At 73.2% G+C, this 16,666-nt stretch carries 5 protein-coding genes; all 5 read left to right on the top strand.

Annotated features, from left to right (window positions below):
• Positions 1 to 73 precede the first annotated feature (73 nt).
• The 5 genes from JYK02_RS01590 (at position 74) to JYK02_RS01570 (ending at position 16,666) form a co-directional block, all read left to right on the top strand.
• Positions 74 to 3,256 carry a poly-gamma-glutamate biosynthesis protein PgsC/CapC gene (locus JYK02_RS01590; RefSeq protein WP_207048081.1) on the top strand — a complete coding sequence of 1,061 codons (3,183 nt, stop codon included), beginning with the start codon at positions 74 to 76 and terminating at the stop codon, positions 3,254 to 3,256.
• Positions 3,253 to 5,880 carry a hypothetical protein gene (locus JYK02_RS01585; protein ID WP_207048080.1) on the top strand — a complete coding sequence of 876 codons (2,628 nt, stop codon included), beginning with the start codon at positions 3,253 to 3,255 and terminating at the stop codon, positions 5,878 to 5,880. The genes JYK02_RS01590 and JYK02_RS01585 overlap by 4 nt, the downstream gene beginning before the upstream one ends.
• Positions 5,881 to 5,891: 11 nt before the next feature.
• The gene (locus JYK02_RS01580; protein ID WP_207048079.1) at positions 5,892 to 6,983 is read left to right on the top strand and encodes a hypothetical protein; all 1,092 of its coding nucleotides are present in this window, start codon (positions 5,892 to 5,894) and stop codon (positions 6,981 to 6,983) included.
• Positions 6,984 to 6,989: 6 nt separating this feature from the next.
• Entirely contained in the window at positions 6,990 to 11,984 is a 4,995-nt protein-coding gene (locus JYK02_RS01575; RefSeq protein WP_207048078.1) for a hypothetical protein, read from the top strand.
• Positions 11,985 to 12,046: 62 nt separating this feature from the next.
• Positions 12,047 to 16,666 carry a hypothetical protein gene (locus JYK02_RS01570; RefSeq protein WP_207048077.1) on the top strand — a complete coding sequence of 1,540 codons (4,620 nt, stop codon included), beginning with the start codon at positions 12,047 to 12,049 and terminating at the stop codon, positions 16,664 to 16,666.

Here is a 16,666-nt window from a genome sequence, read left to right as displayed (position 1 = left end):
GGACGCTTCTCATCCCCTGAGAGGGGCAACCCTGGTCGGGGACGGGAGCCTCCCTAGATTCGAGCGGCCACCAATGCCGCTCCTTTCGACCCTGACACTGTTTCCGGCTTACTCCCTCGACACCTCCATCCTGGTGGCGGTGCTCGTGGGCGTGCTCATCCTGGCGCTCCTCACGGAGACGCTGGGGTGGGTCTTCGTGGGCCTCGTCGTCCCCGGCTACCTGGCCTCGGTGTTCGTCATCCACCCGGAGGCCGGCTGCACCGTGGTGGCGGAGTCGCTGCTCACCTACGGCCTGGCGCTGGCGTTCTCCAGTGGACTGTCCCGCACGGGGGCCTGGAGCGAGTTCTTCGGACGCGACCGCTTCTTCGCCGTGGTGCTCGCCAGCGTGGTGGTGCGCGCGGTGAGTGAGACGTGGCTGTTGCCCGTCCTGGGCCACTGGATGGACGAGCGCTGGGGCACGTCCTTCATCGTCGACCGCAGCCTGCACAGCATCGGCCTGGTGCTGGTGCCGCTCACCGCGAACGCCTTCTGGAAGCTGAAGCTGCGCCGCGGCCTGTGGCAGGTCGCCGTGCCGGTGGCGCTGACGTACGTCATCCTCCGCTTCGTGCTGCTGCCCGGCACCAACCTGTCCTTCTCCAGTCTGGAGCTGATGTACGAGGACGTGGCGCAGGACTTCCTGTCCAGCCCCAAGGCCTACATCATCCTGCTGACGACGGCGTTCCTCGCCGCGCGCTTCAACCTCAAGTACGGCTGGGACTTCAACGGCATCCTCGTGCCCGCGCTGCTGGCGCTCACGTGGCTGGAGCCCCTGAAGCTCGTGGCCACGATGGCGGAGGTGCTGCTGCTGGTGCTGGCCGCGAAGGCGGTGCTGTCGGTGCCGGGGCTGCGCACGCTCAACCTGGAGGGCCCTCGCAAGACGGTGCTCGTCTTCTGCCTGGGCTTCCTCGTGAAGTGGACCATCGGCTGGGCCATGGGCGCGCGCATCCCGGGCCTGAAGGTCACGGACCTCTTCGGCTTCGGCTACCTGGTGCCCACGCTGCTGGCGGTGAAGATGCTCCAGAAGCAGGTCATCGCGCGCGTGCTGCTGCCCACGCTGCACACGTCGCTGGCGGGCTTCCTCATCGGCAGCCTCGCGGGCTTCGGGCTGTCGCTCATCGAACCGCGTCCGGCCACCGCGCTGACGGCGGAGGCGCCGCACGAGCACGTGCCCGGGCTGGGCCTGGACCGGTCTCCGCTGGGCCTGATGGTGATGGGCCGCGCCACCGCGCGTGAGAGCGATGTGGGCGGCTCGCTGCGGCTGAAGCACGGCGACCTGCGCGCGTACACCGGGCTGTGGAACGGGCTGGACGCGTGGCTGGAGTCGGGCCGCGCGGAGGCCGTGTCCTCGCTGCGCACGCAGGCGGTGGCGCTGGGGCTGGAGCTTCGCGAGCTGCCGAAGCAGGACGGCGCGCCCGCGCGCTACGCGCTGGTGGAGCGCGTGGAGGGCGAGGGCAAGGCGGGCTGGGACACGGCGCTGCTCGTGCCCGGCGCGCAGGGCCCCGTGCTGGAGGTGCCGCGGCCGCTGACGGAGGCGCCGAGCGCCGAGGCCGCCGCGCTCCTGTGCGAGCGCGTGAGCTGCCGCGCCGTCATCGTGAGCGGTGTGGACTCGCACCGCGCGGGCCTGGTGCTGGGTGACGCGCTGTCGCAGTCGGAAACGCCGCTGCGCCACGCGCACGACGCGCTGTCGTCGCGGGAGCGCGTGCAGCTGCGCGTGGATCCTTCGCTGAAGCCGGGCCAGGCGGTGCTGCACACGCCGGACGGCAAGGCGCCTCGCGGGCTGGACGCGCTGTGGCCGGGCGCGAAGGTGACGGCGGAGGCTCCGCCGGAGCCCGGTGGCAACTGGGGTGAGTCGCGGGTGAGCGTGCTGCGCGCGGGCGCCTTCGACCTGGCCGCGCTGGTGCTGGCGCAGGCCCCCGGGCTGGCCGAGCCGATGACGGAGCGCGACGCGCTGGGCACGCTGATGGTGACGCCGGAGGTGGCGCGCGTGCCGGCGGTGCAGCCTTCGGACGCGGAGCTGCTGGTGCTGGAGCAGCAGGTGGCCTCGCCGCTCCTGGGCGGCGGCACGGCGGACGTGCCGGTGGAGCTGCGCACGCGCTGGGCCGGGGCCATGGCGGCGCTGCTGGGCCTGCGGGTGCACCCGGTGACGGAGTGCGCGGGCGCGGCCGGGTGCTGGTGGGTGACGGACGCGCAAGAGACGCCGGGCCGGCTGGGCGCGGGGCTGATGGTGCGGCCGGGCGGCTCGCCGCTGGCGCTGGAGGTGCCGTCGCCGGCCCGCGAGGCGGGCACGCTGCCGGTGGCCGCCGAGGTGTGGCACGAGTCGCGCGCCACCGCGATGGTGTTCGCCACCGCGTCGGGCGACCTGCCCCACCCGGCCACCTTCGGTGAGCTGCGCACGAGCTTCCAGGCGTTCCACCAGGCGGTGCACCGCGCGCTGCCGAAGGAGCAGGGCTGGGTGCTGCACCTGCGCGGCTTCTCCGGCCGGCCCTCCGTGGAAGCGGACGTGCTGGTGGACGTGGGCAGCCCGGTGCTGACGCCGGCGCAGCGGCCGGCGGACCTGGAGAAGCTGTTGTCGCAAGAGGGCCCGCTGGGCTGGCTGGGGCAGCGCGTGCGCTACCACGACGGCTCCCCGGAGCTGACGGGCCTCAACGACGCGAGCCCGCAGCAGGTCTTCTCCCGCACCTTCGGCGGAGCGCGGCTGGCCACGCTGTGGCTGTCCGAGCCGCTGCGCGGCGCCTTCGTGGGCCCGAGGCTGGCGGCCGAGGAGCTGGCGCTCACGGGGCTGCTGCCCGAGGAGCCGCGCGAGTCTCCCGAGCGCGCGCTGCTGGCGGACCGGCTGGTGGCGCCCACGCAGCCGGTGTCCTCCGCGCTGAAGGAGCACTTCGCGGAGCTGACCGCCAGCGCGGAGCGCTACGTCGCGCAGCAGAACGTGCACGACCTGCGGGCGCTGGCGCAGACGAAGCGCGTGGGCAACGTGACGCGTTCGGTGAAGTCCGGCTACAGCGCCGAATACGGCCTGCCCTTCCTCCTGGTGGAAGCGCGGCAGGGCAAGCAGGTGCTGCGCGCCGTCTATTTCCTTCAGCAGCACCCGTCGCCGGCGAAGCGCGCGGAGCTGACCGCGGGTGACGCGGAGCTCGCGAGCACGGTGGACCTGGCGCTGCGGCACCGCCGTCCTGTGGTGTTGACCGGGGAAGTCTCCCGCGAAGAGGCCCGTCGATGAAGACCCGCAGCCGCGCCCTCGTGGCGCTCCTTGGCCTGATGGTGGGCCTGGCCCTCATCTGGGGCGCGAGCCTCGCCGTGCTCGGCAACACCGACACGCCCACCGCCCGGCGCGACGCGAAGTTCGTCAACGCCGAGCGCCTCATCTTCTACCGCCTGGAGCCGGGCCGGGAGATGCGCGTGCGCGTCCCCGCCGACGCGGAGGAGCTGCTCATCGTCACGCACGAGCTGCTCCCCGACGGCACGCCCTACGCGCCGGAGAAGCAGTACCAGTACGGCCTCAAGGCCATCCTTCGCGGCCCGGACGGCGTGCTGCTGGAGCGCGCCATCTTCACGCGCACGCGCCAGAGCAAGGGCCAGCCGCAGGAGGACGGCACGTTCCTGCAGGAGAGCGCCTTCACCACGCACGCGGATCAGCAGGTGACGGACGAGCGCGAGTTCGTGCTGCGCCTGCCCGAGGAGCGGCCGGAGTACTCCGTGCTCTACCTGCGCCCCGCGGGCACGAACGACACGCTGCTCGCGCGCGTCTACGTCCGCGCGCACCGCACGCTGCCGCTGCTCGCGTCGCAGAAGCTGGCCCTGGCCCGCGCGGAGGTGCGCGCCGGCCGCGCCACCTTCGAGCCCTTCGAGAAGCTCTCCGCCGACACGCGCCGCTGGCTGGCCGAGGAGCACTGGGAGCGCCTCAACGCGGAAGGCGAGGCGGGCACCGACTACCAGATTGAACCCGTCTACCGCACCCCGTACCGGCTGCCGCTGGTGGAGGCCACCGAGTCCGTGCAGGAGCGCCTGGGCGCCGGCCGCGCCGTGGCCCTCAACGTCACCGGCCCCTCGAAGCCGGTGCTGTGGCTGTGGAGCGACGCGACGGACGCGAAGGCCCAGCCGCACGGGCCCGTGACGGTGCAGACGCTGTCCGCGGACGGCTCGGCGCACACGCTGGAGCTGCCGGGCCCCGTGGCGGGCTCGCCCATGTCGCATCCGCTGGAGCTGCCGGAGGGCGTGCACACGGTGATGGTGCGCAACGACGGCCAGGAGGACCTGCGCTACACGGTGGAGGGCCCGTTCGAGTCGTGGCTGCTGCCCGCCGAGTCGCGTCCTTCCTCCAGCGTCGCGTCGGAGGGCCGCGTGGCCTTCCTGCCGGACACGCGCCGCACGGAGGCGTTCGCCACCGGCCCGGCGTGCCCGGTGCTGGAGCTGGACATCGACCCGCGCATGGACGCGGTGGGGCGGCTGGTGCGCATCGACGCGCGCTCGCTGGACCGCGCGCCCTCGCGTGAGCCGCTGCACCTGAGCCTCACGGTGCTGGATGAGCAGGGCCAGGCGCTGGGCCAGGCCTCGCTGGACGCCACGCCGGAGCCCGCCCCGTTCGAGAGCGCGGCCCTGGCCCCGCTGCCCGGAGGCGCGCTGCCGTGCACGCCGATGGCGCAGGTGGCGCAGGACGGGGGCTCCGGAGAAGTGACGGACCTGCCGGCCTGGGTGTCGGGCACGGCGAGCGCTCGGGTGTTCCTGCCGATGGGGGCTCGCAAGCTGCGCGTGGAGGCGCCGCGCGCGACCATCGTGCAGCTCTACAGCTTCCTCTCCAGCGGCCAGCCCATCGCGGCGTCGGCGCCGTACACGAACGACGCGCTCACGGCCGTGCGCTGGCGCAACGCGCCCGTGGACTCCCGCGCGTGGCACCCGATGCGTCCGGCGAACCTGCCGGCGCTGCTGCAGGCGGGCGCCCGGCTGGAGCTGCTGAGCCAGGTGCGCCTGGAGCCCGTGGGTCCGGTGGAGGAGCGCCTGCCGCCGTCGGGTGACGCGGTGGTGGTGCGCCCCTACGGCTCGCCCGCGGTGGTGGAGGTGCTGGAGTCCGCGCAGGCGGACACGGTGGACATGGTGAAGGCGCTGTCCACGGTGCTGGAGCCGGGCCGCGCGGTGCGGGCGCGCTTCGATGCGCGCACGCCCACCCGTCCGGAGGTGCGCCTGTCGCTGAAGGACGCGGCGGCGCTGGGCAACGAGGTGGAGGTGCTGCTCGACGGCGAGCCCCTGCACCGCTTCACCGTGCGCTCCACGCGGGCGCGGGAGCTGCTGCCTCCGCTGCCGCCGGGCGAGCACGAGGTGGAGCTGCGCTCCACCGCGCCGGGGCTGACGGCGATGCTCAACCGGCCTCCCGCGGCGGGCAGCGGTCTGCGCTCGCGCACGGTGTATCCGGTGGGCCAGGGTGGTCTGCGCGTGCCGGTGCGCAAGACGGGCCCGGGCGCCGTGACGCTCAACGTGGTCGTCTACACGCCGGTGGCGGAGGGCGCGAAGGAGCCCCAGCTGACGGTGACGGTGGACGGCGGCAACCCCGTGCGCCGCGCCAGCGTGCTGGTGCCGCACGTCACCCGCGCCGAGCGCACGGTGGTGCTGCCGGCCTCCGAGCGCGACCCGGCGATGCCGGCGGGCCGCCCGGGCGTGAAGTGGTACGCGCGCACGGTGCCGGTGACGCTGGGCGAGGACATCGCGCCGGGCGTGCACACCGTGCGCATCCAGGCGCTGGGCTCCGAGCCCATGTGGGCGCGGTTCTTCATGTTCGGCCAGTCGGTGGAGAACACCGCGCCGCGCATGTGGAACCGGGGCGGCTGGCAGCCCGACGAGGACCTGCTGTGAAGTCCCGTGGGATGACCGGGTCGTGGCGCCCGCTCGTGGCCGCGGGAGTCGTGTCCGTGCTGGGCGCTGGCATCAGCGCCCACGCGCAGACGGCCCCGGGCGCTGAGACGGCTTCGGACTCCGCGAAGGCAGCGAAGCCATCCCGGCAGCGCCCGAAGGCCGCGACGCACCCTCCCCCGGAGCGCGTGCCGCAGGAGGATCCATCCGTGAACGTGCCCGAGCACTCGGGGTGCCGCGTGGACGCGCGCTTCTCCGGGCTGTGGCCGCGCCTGGACGCCGTGACGTTCCACCCCACCACGCTGGAGGAACGGGCGGCGTTCTCGAAGCTCATCCCCGCGCTGCTGGCGGCGGCGCCCACGCAGAAGGACGTCCCGCCGGAACTCACGAACGTCGCCGCGTCCGCGGGCTTCTTCCTGGAGACGTGGACGACGCCGCGCGACACCTTCTGGGTCCTGCGCGAGCGCCCGGACAACTTCCACGGCGCGGGCGCGTATGTGATCCGCACGGGCGAGGCCACCGACGACGTGGTGCAGGTGCCCCATCCGTACTTCGACATCGGCACGGAGGACATCGGCGCCAGCGTCTTCTCCTGCCCGCCGCAGGGCCACGCGCCGCGCCTGTTCATGACCGCCACCGCGCACCGCTACAAGGGCGCGCCCGGTGAGACGCCCGAGGATCCGGAGCACCCGGCGGACGTCGCGCACAACCCGGATCATCTCTTCCAGACCGTGACCGACCTGGCCGCGCGCCAGCTCCGCGCTCCTCGCGTGGCGCAGCTGCACGGCTTCGGCGAATCGAAGGTCCAGAAGGGCCGCACGGAGATGCTCGCGGCCGTGGTGAGCGACGGGACGCGCAAGCCCGGCACGTGGGCCCGGAAGGTGGCCACACCGCTGGAGGAGGCGCTCGGTCCCGGAGTGAAGTTGTTCCCGGATGGAGTCCGGGTGCTCGGTGGAACACAGAACGCGCAGGCCCGGCTGCTCCAGGCCTACCCGCTCGCCCGCTTCCTGCACCTGGAAATGTCATCCCGTACGCGCAAAGCGCTGGCCAGCCCGGCGCGTCTGGACCGGCTGGCCCAGATTCTGTTCGCACCCTTGGAGGACTGAGCGCCGATGTTTCCTGTTCGACGCCGCGCCCGTTACACCCTGCTCGTGGGAGCGCTCGCGGCGCTGCCCGTCATCGCGCAGCCCGCCGTTTCGCAGCCGTCCGTCATCGCCCGCAGCGAAGAGGGCATGACGTGGCAGCCGCGCGCCATCCGCGGCCCGGTGGCGCTGGAGGACTTGCGGGGCCACGCGCCCTACGTGCCTTCCGGCGTCCCCCAGGTGACGGGCGCGGTGGAGGTGTCCGCGAAGAAGGGCGCCGCCGTGTGGCTGGGCCCGCTGGACGTGGTGCGCGTCACCGGCCCCGCCGGAGCGCTGCGCTTCACCCGCGTGCCGCTGTCGGAGGGCACCGAGGCGCCCGAGCTGCGCGTGGAGGAAGAGGGCGTGTCCGAGCGTCCGGGCCGCTGGTACCTGGCGGAGCCCATGGGCGCCGGCAGCATCTGGTGGGTCACGGCGACGAAGAACGCCCGCATCGTGGTGGAGCGCCCGACGCACACGTCCACGGCGCGCACCGAGGAGCGGATGCGCGACGCCCTCCTCAAGTGGGTGGACGGCAAGGGCCCGCGTCCGGCGCTCGCGTTCGACGCGGCCACGCGCGCGCGGCTGGACGTGGACGCGGCGCTGGAGGCGGAGCTCGTGAAGGACGAGCCTGAGTCCTCGCCCTTCCGGACCGCGGTGCGCGACTGGCGCAAGGCCTCGGCGCTGCGCGAGTGGGCGCTGGTGTCGCCGCTCTACGGCCAGGCGGTGCGCGTGGAGCGTCCGCGTCCCACCGGCACGGAGGTGGTGCTGGACGGGATGGACACGCCGTGGATCCGCCCGGAGGTGAAGGGTTCGGTCTGGGCGCTGGAGCTGGAAGGCCCGGGGGTGTTCGCGCTGGAGGCGCGCGCCGTGCTGGGCAATGGCGCGCCCGCCGAGGCACCGACGGTGGAGGTCTACGGCGTGGGCGGGGTGCTCGCGCAGGCGCAGCTCACGCCGCAGCCGGCGTGGGCGGAGGCGCCCGAGGGCGCGGCGCTGCCAGACGGGCGCACCGCGCGGGTGCTCGCGTCGGGTGAGCGCGTGGGCATCGTGGAGGAGATGCGCGTGGCGCTGCCTCCGGGCAAGCACAACTACCGCGTGAGCTGGAAGGGCCCCGCGCCCATGGTGCGCGCGCGCATCGCCACGCGCCGCCCCACGCTGTCCGAGGCGCTGTCGCACCAGACGCACTGGACGGAGCTGGCGGAGAAGGCGTGGGAGGTGGTGAAGCAGGACACCGCCGCGCGTCCGTCGCTGCTGCGTCAGCGGCTGGTGGCGCTGATGCCGGACCTGGCGCGCGGCACGTACGGACGCATCAAGACGGAGGGCCTGCCGCCGCTGCTGCATGCGATGGCCGCCCTGGTTGACGGCGACACGGACGTCGCGGTGGAGAAGCTGAAGAGCGCGGATGCGTCGCCGCTCGCGTGGCACCTGCGGCTGCTCACCGCGAAGAAGCTGCTGGACGCGGGCAAGCCGGACGTCGCGCACGCGCTCTTGGGCACCGCGCCCGCGCTGCCGGACGCGGGCTTCCTCACCGCCGAGGCGTCGGAGCTGGTGTCCCGCCTCCCGCTGGGCGACCCGCTGCGCAGCCGTGAGCTGGCCGCGCTGGAGCTGGCGTGGCGCGCGGAGCCGCTGTCGGAGGACATCCGCCGGAGCTACCGCGCCGCGTGGTGGCGCGCGAGCCGCTGGTCGCAGGTGGCGCCCGCGCCCCGCGAGGATGGGACCGAGGTGAAGGCGTCGCAGTGGCTGGACCTCCAGGGCGTGGAGGCCGACGCCTCGATGGCGGGCAGCGCGCTGTGGCCGCTCGCCGTGGGAGGCACCACGCGCGTGCAGGCCACGGGGCTCGCGGAGGCCCCCACCCTGCTGCGCGCCTACGTGATGACGCCGCCGGGCGCGAAGGCGAACCCGGTGCTGCGCGTGGGGAACAACACCTTCCCGCTGCTGCCGCTGTCGGCGGTGGAGCCGGTGGAGATTGCCCTGCCTCCGGGCGAGCACGCCTTGAAGCTGGAGGGCGCGGAGGGCACGCGCGCGTTCCTGTCGCTCGCGCCCGCGAAGGCGGAGGGTGCGCCGGGTGAAGTGGGCTACGTGCGCTCGCAGTGGCCGGTGAAGGTGGACGCGAAGGCGGTGCGCTTCCGGGTGCCGGACGCGAAGCTGCCATCGCCGGTGCGAGTGCAGTTCCGTCCGCTGAACGCGCAAGCCGGCAAGCCCATCGTGGTGCGCATGAACACCGACGTGGGCCATCCGCGCCGCCTGGTGCTGATGCCGGGCACCGCCAGCCCGAGCCACGTCGCGCTGGAGGGTGCGAAGGGCACGTCCTCCGCGCCGGTGTCCGCGGTGGTGACGCTGCCCGCGCAGGCGCGCGAAGTCTGGTTCGAGCCCGAGGATCCGAAGGCTCAGCTCGCCGTCTCGCTGGCGGTGCGCCGCGCGGAGGTGGCCACGCCCGAGGAGTCCCCTGCCCCGGCGCAGCAGCCGCAGGCAGGCACGGCGTACGAAACGCTCCAGGCGCTTTCGCGCACGCTGCGCACCCAGCCTGATGACACGGAGCCGCGCCTCGCGCGCGCCGAACTGCTCTCGTCGTTGCAGGAAGACGGCTTCGCCCGTGCGGACGTGGGCCGGCTGCTGGACGCGCAGGCGAAGCTGACGCCGGAGCAGCAGCGGCGGCTGCTCGCGCTGATGGATCGTCTGTCACAGGCTTCCCCGCGCACGGTGCGCTTCGCCCAGGCCATCACGCAGCCCACGCTTGTGTCCCCCGCCTTTCCGGCGCTGGGCACGGACGGTGCGGAGCTCACGGCCACCAGCGCCCAGGTCCGTGAGGGACACGCGGACGCGGCGCTCGCGGCGGTATCGGGCGACAAGAGCCTTCAGGGCCGCTACCTGCGCGCCCGTCTCCTGTCGGCCTCCGGTGAGGACGCGGCGGGTGCGCTGGCCATGGCCGCGCTGTACCGCGAGACGGGCCTGCCGCAGGTGGGCCTGGAAGCACTCGCCATGCTGGAGCGGCTGCAGGACTCGCCGCAGGCGTGGAAGGACGGCGGTGCTCCGCTCGGTGCGGCGCTCGCGGGTCAGCTCCAGGCCTGGGCGGATCATCCCGACGTGCGCCGCATGCGCTTCACCGCGGGCCGCTGGACGCGCTGGGAAGGCCTGCGCGACGCGGAGGAGACCGCCGGGTCGCTCGTCGCCACGTCGGAGGCCGGCACGGATGACGAGGACGTCGCCATGTCCGTGCGCAAGGCCCTGCTCGCGCCGCCGTGGAAGCTCTCCGAGGCGAAGCTGCTGCCCGCCGGGGCCTCGCGTGTCATGAGCCTGGTCGTGAAACAGCCCCGGCCCCTGGGCGCCGAGGTCCTCTGCGGCACCACCCCGCGTCCGGGCGTGGACGCCGCCGGCACCTGCGCCTTCGCGCTCCGCGTGGATGGCCGCGTGGTGCGCGAGCTGAAGGTCGCTGAAGGCGAAACCGCCATCCTGGGCACGCGCCTGGACGTCCCCGGCCGCCACCAGGTGGAAGTCGTCATGGCGCGCGCCGACACGCAGCAGACCGGCCTGGTGCGCTTCGTGGAGTCCGAGGAAGCCAGCGCCAACGCCCGCGTCGTGGCCGCCCCGCAGCCGCTGTCCCTGCTGCGCAGCCGTCCTGGCGCGCCCGTCGTGATGACCGTGCTGGGCCCCACCGCCCTGCGCGTGCGCGCCTCCGCCCTGGCCCCCTCGTCGGGCCGAGAGCTGCTCCTGCGCAGCACGCCGCTGCCGTCCGGTGACGGCACGGGCGGCTCCAGCGCGGAGGAAGGCCCGCTCATGCACCTGGGCCTGCCCGCGGACGCCGACCCCGGCCTCCAGGGCGCGTCCCAGCCGCTGGGCCGCATGGGTGAGACGTGGCTGCTCCTGCCCTCGCGCGGTCCGCACCGCGTGAGCCTGGAGTCGCCTGAAGGTGAAGCCCTGGTGCAGGTGCAACTGGGTGTCGCCTCGGATCCGAGCGCGCTCGCGGCCCCGTCGTGGGCGCAGGGCAGCACGGGTCTGGAGCCCCTGCCCTGGCCCGCGCTGCCGCCCAGCCTGTCGCTCCTGCCGGAGGGCATGCCTCCGGAAACGCGCACCGGCGGCCTGGGCATGGTGTCCGCGGAGATGGGCTACCGCAGCGAGGACGTGGAGGAAGGCGAGCTGCTCAACCGCCCGCTCCAGACAGGCCTGGAGGTCCGCCTGTCCCTGCGCCGCGAGCTGTCCCCGGGCCGCGCGTGGCTGCGCTTCACGCCCGAGGCGCGCTACCCGCTCAACCAGACCGCCGTGCTCGGCGGCACCGTGGCCGGCTACGTGAACCAGCTCCCCGGTGACCTGCGTCTGTCCATGCAGGGCAGCGTGTTCTCGCAGACCATCGACGGCGCCATGCGCTGGAGCGCGAGAGGCCGCATCGCCGCGGACCGCTACTTCCGCCTGTCCCCGGACGTGGGCCTCATCCCCGGCCTGGGCCTGACGGTGGAGTCCATGCAGGGCGGCAGCGCGGTGGAGGCCAGCCGCTACGACCAGAACGTCTACTGGCTCTACGGCAAGGACCACCCGCAACGCCTGTCGCCCCGTCTGTCCTTGCGCTGGCAGCCCTTCCAGGACCACGTGGCCACGCTGGGCATGTCCGCGGTGAGCAACGCGAACCTCTACACCGTGGACAACGCGGGCGCCTACGCGAGCTGGGCGGCGCTGCTGGGCGGCAAGCTCCAGGGCACGCGCGTGGAGCTGGGCTACGGCGCGTCGCAGCGCTTCCAGGATGATCACCGCGCCACCGCGTACCTGCGCCACCGCGTGTCGGGCCGTCTGGATTGGAACGTGTGGATGGGCAAGGGCGGCAACCGCCTCATGCTCTTCGCGGAAGACCGCGCGTTCCTCTCCGGCCCGTACGGCACGCAGAACGTCTTTTCACTCGGAGCGCGGTGGGATTGGACGGGTGGACGTGGGTTGCAGGACGTCACGCCCACCGAGGAGGAGTTCGAAGAGCTGCTGGATGAACGACGTTTGCAGCCCTGAGACGTCCCGAGCTGTCCTGATCCGAACGCGTGCCTGGGGGGGCCGGGCAGGTTTCTCAAGCAATGAATAGCTCTGGCCGCGACATGCACCCGGCGAACGAACCACTCGAATCCCAGCTGCTGGAAGCCCTGCCCCCCCTGCACCGGCGTGTGCGGGGGGCCTCGGTCGAGGTCCTGGCCCAGCGGCTGACGGAAACCTGTCCCCGCCCCGCGGGCCTGGAAGGGCTGGCCCCGTGGCTGGGCGTGGCCCTGGAGGCCCTGGAGACGGAGCTGGCGGCGATCCACGCGGAGATCGTCCAGTTCACCCGCCAGCACAACGAGGCGGTGGATGACGCCGCGCGCCGCCAGGTCCTGGTGGATCACATCAAGGCCACGGTGAAGGACCGCAAGGACCGCAAGGAGGACCTGCGTGCCCTGGACCGGTGGATGGGCTTCGACGCCCTGCGCGAGCGGCAGGAGAAGCGCCGCCACAAGCTGTTGATCGAAGAAGAGACGGCGCTGCGCGCGCTGACGGGCGTGCTGGCCACGGCCCCCCCCAAGGAGCTCCAGCCCGCCGCCGTGCCGCTGGCGAGGCAGCTCCTGGACCGCGCGGTGGACGCACCCCGAGCGCAGAACCGCTTCGCCGCGCTGGAGGCCTTCCGGCAGCTCGCGCAGACCGTGCCGGGTGTCGCCGCGTCGCTGCCCGAAGTGGGCCCCACGCTGACGAGCCTCGCGGGCCAGGAGGACGTGAGCCCGTTCTTCCAGGCGGAGGCCCTGCGCGCGCTGCTCACGGTGGACGTGCTCGAGGGCATCACCCTGCTGCGCCAGCGGCTGCGCGCGAAGGCCCCGTCGGACAAGGACTTCCTCTTCCGCCGTCAGGTGCTGGAGCAGTGCGCGCCGCTGCTCTCCGAAGAGCACCGCATGCCGCTGCTCACCGAGGTCGCGCACAACGACCCCAGCGAGTACGTGCGCATGGGCCTGTGCGCCCTCATCGCGCAGCGTCCGGATGGTCAATCCCTGCTGCGCCGTCTCGCGGGCCTGGAGCCCATGCCCGCCGTCGCGGGACAGGCCCTGTCGGAGCCGAGCCCGCGCGTGCGCACCGCCGCCGTGCTGGCCGCGGTGGACGCGGCGCTCGCATCGCCGAAGGTGAAGGGTCCCGCCCTCCAGGTGCTGGTGGACGTGCTCGGCCGTGACACCGCGCCGCTCGTGCTGCGCGTGTCGTGCGAGCGCGCCGCCGCGCTGGCCGAAGCGCTGGGAGCCGCGGGCCTCGGTCCCGCGCACGCGGCGCTGCTGGATGCCGTGGAGTCGCTGACGACGCAGCCGGGCGCCTCGGGCCCGGTGGTGGAGGCAGCGGCCACCGCGGCGCAGGTGCTCCGCCGGGTGAAGGATCCGGCGCGCCAGGCGTGGACGGCGTTCCTCGCCGGCCGTGTCTCCAAGCTCCGTCCGGGCAGCCGCACGCGCATCCCGCTCCAGCCCGCGCCGGAGAACCTGCCGCCGATGCCGGAGGGCCCCGCGTGGCTGGGCGCCATCCTCGCGGACCTGTCGCAGGACGGGCACGGCCTCTACGCGGAGCGCACGGACAAGACGCTGACGCTGTGGCACGGCGACCGGCAGGAGCGCCGCCTGTGGCGCATGTGGCACGAGCTGGGCCGCCCCGCGCCGAACAAGCGCCAGGCGTTCCTGCACACCACCGGCCGCGTGATGTCCGGCACGCTGCGTGCGCACCCGGGCCACCTGGATGAAATCACGGAGACGCTGGTCCCCGGCGAGCGCGTCCACGTGGCGAGCCAGGGCAGCTGGGGCCGCCACCTGCCCACCGTGGACGACCTGCTGGACATGCCGCTGTCCAAGGACGGCAAGGTCCACCTCTTCAGCAGCCACGGCGAGACGGTGCTGGTGCCGCCCGCGTCGCGCCTGCGCCGGCTGACGAACCGCCTGAAGGTGTCCAAGGACTACCGCAAGCTCGCGTCGCTGCGGCTCGACTCGCTGGGAGGCGAGGAGCCCCGCGAGCGCCGCCGCTTCGTGGAGCACGTGGAGAAGGACCTGGGCGTCCAGGTGCACTTCACGCCATACGGTCAGAACAAGCAGGTCCCCTCGCCGCTCGCCACGCTCTTCCACGAGCCGGAGGCCGCGCCGAAGCCGACGTCCACGCTGCACACGCCCGCGCTCGTGGGCCTGCAGAGCGGGTTCCTGGCGCTCCTCACCGAGCGCATCATGGAGAACGAGGGCTACTTCCTCGGCATGGGAGGCAACGGCATCGCGGCGCTGGGCCTCTTCACCGCGGCGCTCTTCTCCATCTTCCTGGGCGACACGTACGTGAAGCGCCAGAACGTGCGCAAGTCGCGGGAGAAGATTCCGCTCGTCATCGGCGGCTGGGGCACGCGCGGCAAGTCCGGCACGGAGCGCCTGAAGGCGGCGCTCTTCTCCGGCATGGGCTTCGAGGTCTTCGCGAAGACGACGGGCTCCGAAGCGATGTTCGTGCACAGCGCCCCGGGCGCCGGGCCGTCCGAGTTCTTCATCTTCCGCCCCTACGACAAGGCCACCATCTGGGAGCAGAAGGACATGGTGGAGCTGGGCGCGCGCCTGGGCACGGAGGTCTTCCTCTGGGAGTGCATGGCGCTCCAGCCCAACTTCGTCGAACTGCTCCAGAACGACTGGATGAAGGACGACTTCGCCACGCTGACCAACGCCTATCCGGACCATGAGGACATCCAGGGCCCGGCGGGCATCAACGTCGCGTCCGTCATCACCAACTTCATGCCCAAGGGCGGCCGGGTGGTGACGACGGAGGACCACTTCCTGCCGCTCTTCAAGCAGGCGGCGAAGGAGAAGGACACGACGCTGCTGCACAGCGCGTGGTGGGAGGCGGAGCTCATCCCCGAGGAGTTCCTCGCGCTGTTCCCCTACCGCGAGCACCCGCGCAACATGGCGCTGGTGGCCACGCTGGCCGAGCAGCTCGGCGTGTCGCGGCCGTACGCGCTGGCGCTGATGGCCGAGCACGTGCAGCCGGAAATCGGCGTGCTGAAGGTCTTCCCGCCGGCGCTGGTGCGCGGCCGCCAGCTCCAGTTCATCAACGGGCACTCGGCGAACGAGCGCACGGGCTTCATGAACAACTGGATCCGCACGGGCCTGGGGGACGTGGATCCGGACGCGAACCCGGAGCGCGCCGTCATCACGGTCATCAACAACCGCTGGGACCGCGTGTCCCGCTCGGAAGTCTTCGCGCGCATCATGGTGGAGGACGCGCCCGCGGACCGGCACGTGCTCATCGGCACGAACCTGGAGGGCCTCCAGAAGTACGTGCGCGACGCGCTGGACCGGCACCTGCTGAGCACGGAGGTCGTCGCGGCGGAAGAGGTCTCGAGCCCCGAGGGTCAGGCCCGCGCGGAGGCACGGCTCGCGAAGGAGCTGGCGAAGCTGAAGGTGCCGCGTCCCACGATGGCGACGTTCATGGACCGGCTGGAGCGGTACGCGGCTGGCGCGGGGCTCCAGTCCACGGCCACGCTGGCGCTGACGGCGGCGGTGGGCAAGGCGCTGGAGGGCGGCGACGACGAGGTGGGCGTGGAGAAGATCCGCCGCGCGCTGGAGCGCGAGGTGGGCCCGCTCATCGACGAGGCGCTGTCGCCGGTGTCGCGCGCGCAGCCTTCGCCGCTGCCGGAGGTGCTGACTGCCGCGACGAAGGACGAGGTGCGCGAGCACGCGCTGTACCTGCTGGCGCGCATGGCGGTGCACGCGCGGCTGAAGGCGCTCCTGCCCCGGGGCGAAGCGGATGCGCAGGGCCGCGTGAAGGCGTTCCACGCGAAGTTCCGTGACGCCTACAAGGCCATGATGCTGGAGCAGTTGGTGCCGGTGTCCGACTCGCAGGCGACGGGCGACCAGGTGGTGGACGCGTGCGCCCGCGCGGTGCCGCCCGGGATGCAGGTGAGCATCATGGGTGCGCAGAACATCAAGGGCACGGGCCTGGACTGGGTGTACCGCTGGATGGCGCTGGACCGCGTGACGACGGCGCTCAAGGCGCTGGAGGGCACGTCGGTGGAGGCGCGGCGGCGGGCGCTGGAGTCGCTGGAGACGTTCGACGACTCGGGCTTCGTGGACGCGGGCCTGGCGCGCACGGTGCTGCCGGGGCTCGTCGGCAAGGCCAGCTCGCCGGACGAAGCGGACCGGCTGCGCAAGCTGGCCGAGCGCGCCCGGGCGCGGCACGAACTGAAGATCAACGCGCTCACGCACACGGCGGCGGGCGGCGCGACGCAGGTGGTGGTGCGCAAGCTGGAGAAGGTGTTCGACTACCTGGACAGCGTGACGCGCCGCCGGCTGAGCGAGATGCTGCTGGAGGACCTGGAGTCGGGCCGCGTGTCGCACGCGCGGGCGGCCGTGGAGACGCGCAAGCTGTACGAGCGCCAGAAGGGCGGCTGGCTCTTCCGCGGCCTCAAGAAGCAGCCGAAGCGGCTGGCGCCGGTGCCGGTGGTGGAGGCGCCCGTGCCCGCGATGGAGGAGGCGTCGCTGCCGGCGTCCGCGGAGGCGGTGTTCAAGACGAGCGTGGAGCTCCCCAGCACGAAGGTGCCGGTGCACCACGTTCCCCTGGACATCAACGCGTTGACGAAGGGCGAAGGGCCCGTGCTGGTGCGTGACGAGCCTTTGAAGAAGCAGGGACCGGACCTCCCCGCCCCCGAAGCGGTGGATGACGCGGGCGAGCCGCTGTCCTGA

The sequence above is a fragment of the Corallococcus macrosporus genome (assembly GCF_017302985.1).
In the GTDB taxonomy this organism is placed as follows: Bacteria; Myxococcota; Myxococcia; order Myxococcales; family Myxococcaceae; genus Corallococcus; species Corallococcus macrosporus_A.
This window is presented reverse-complemented; position numbering and strand designations above follow the sequence as displayed.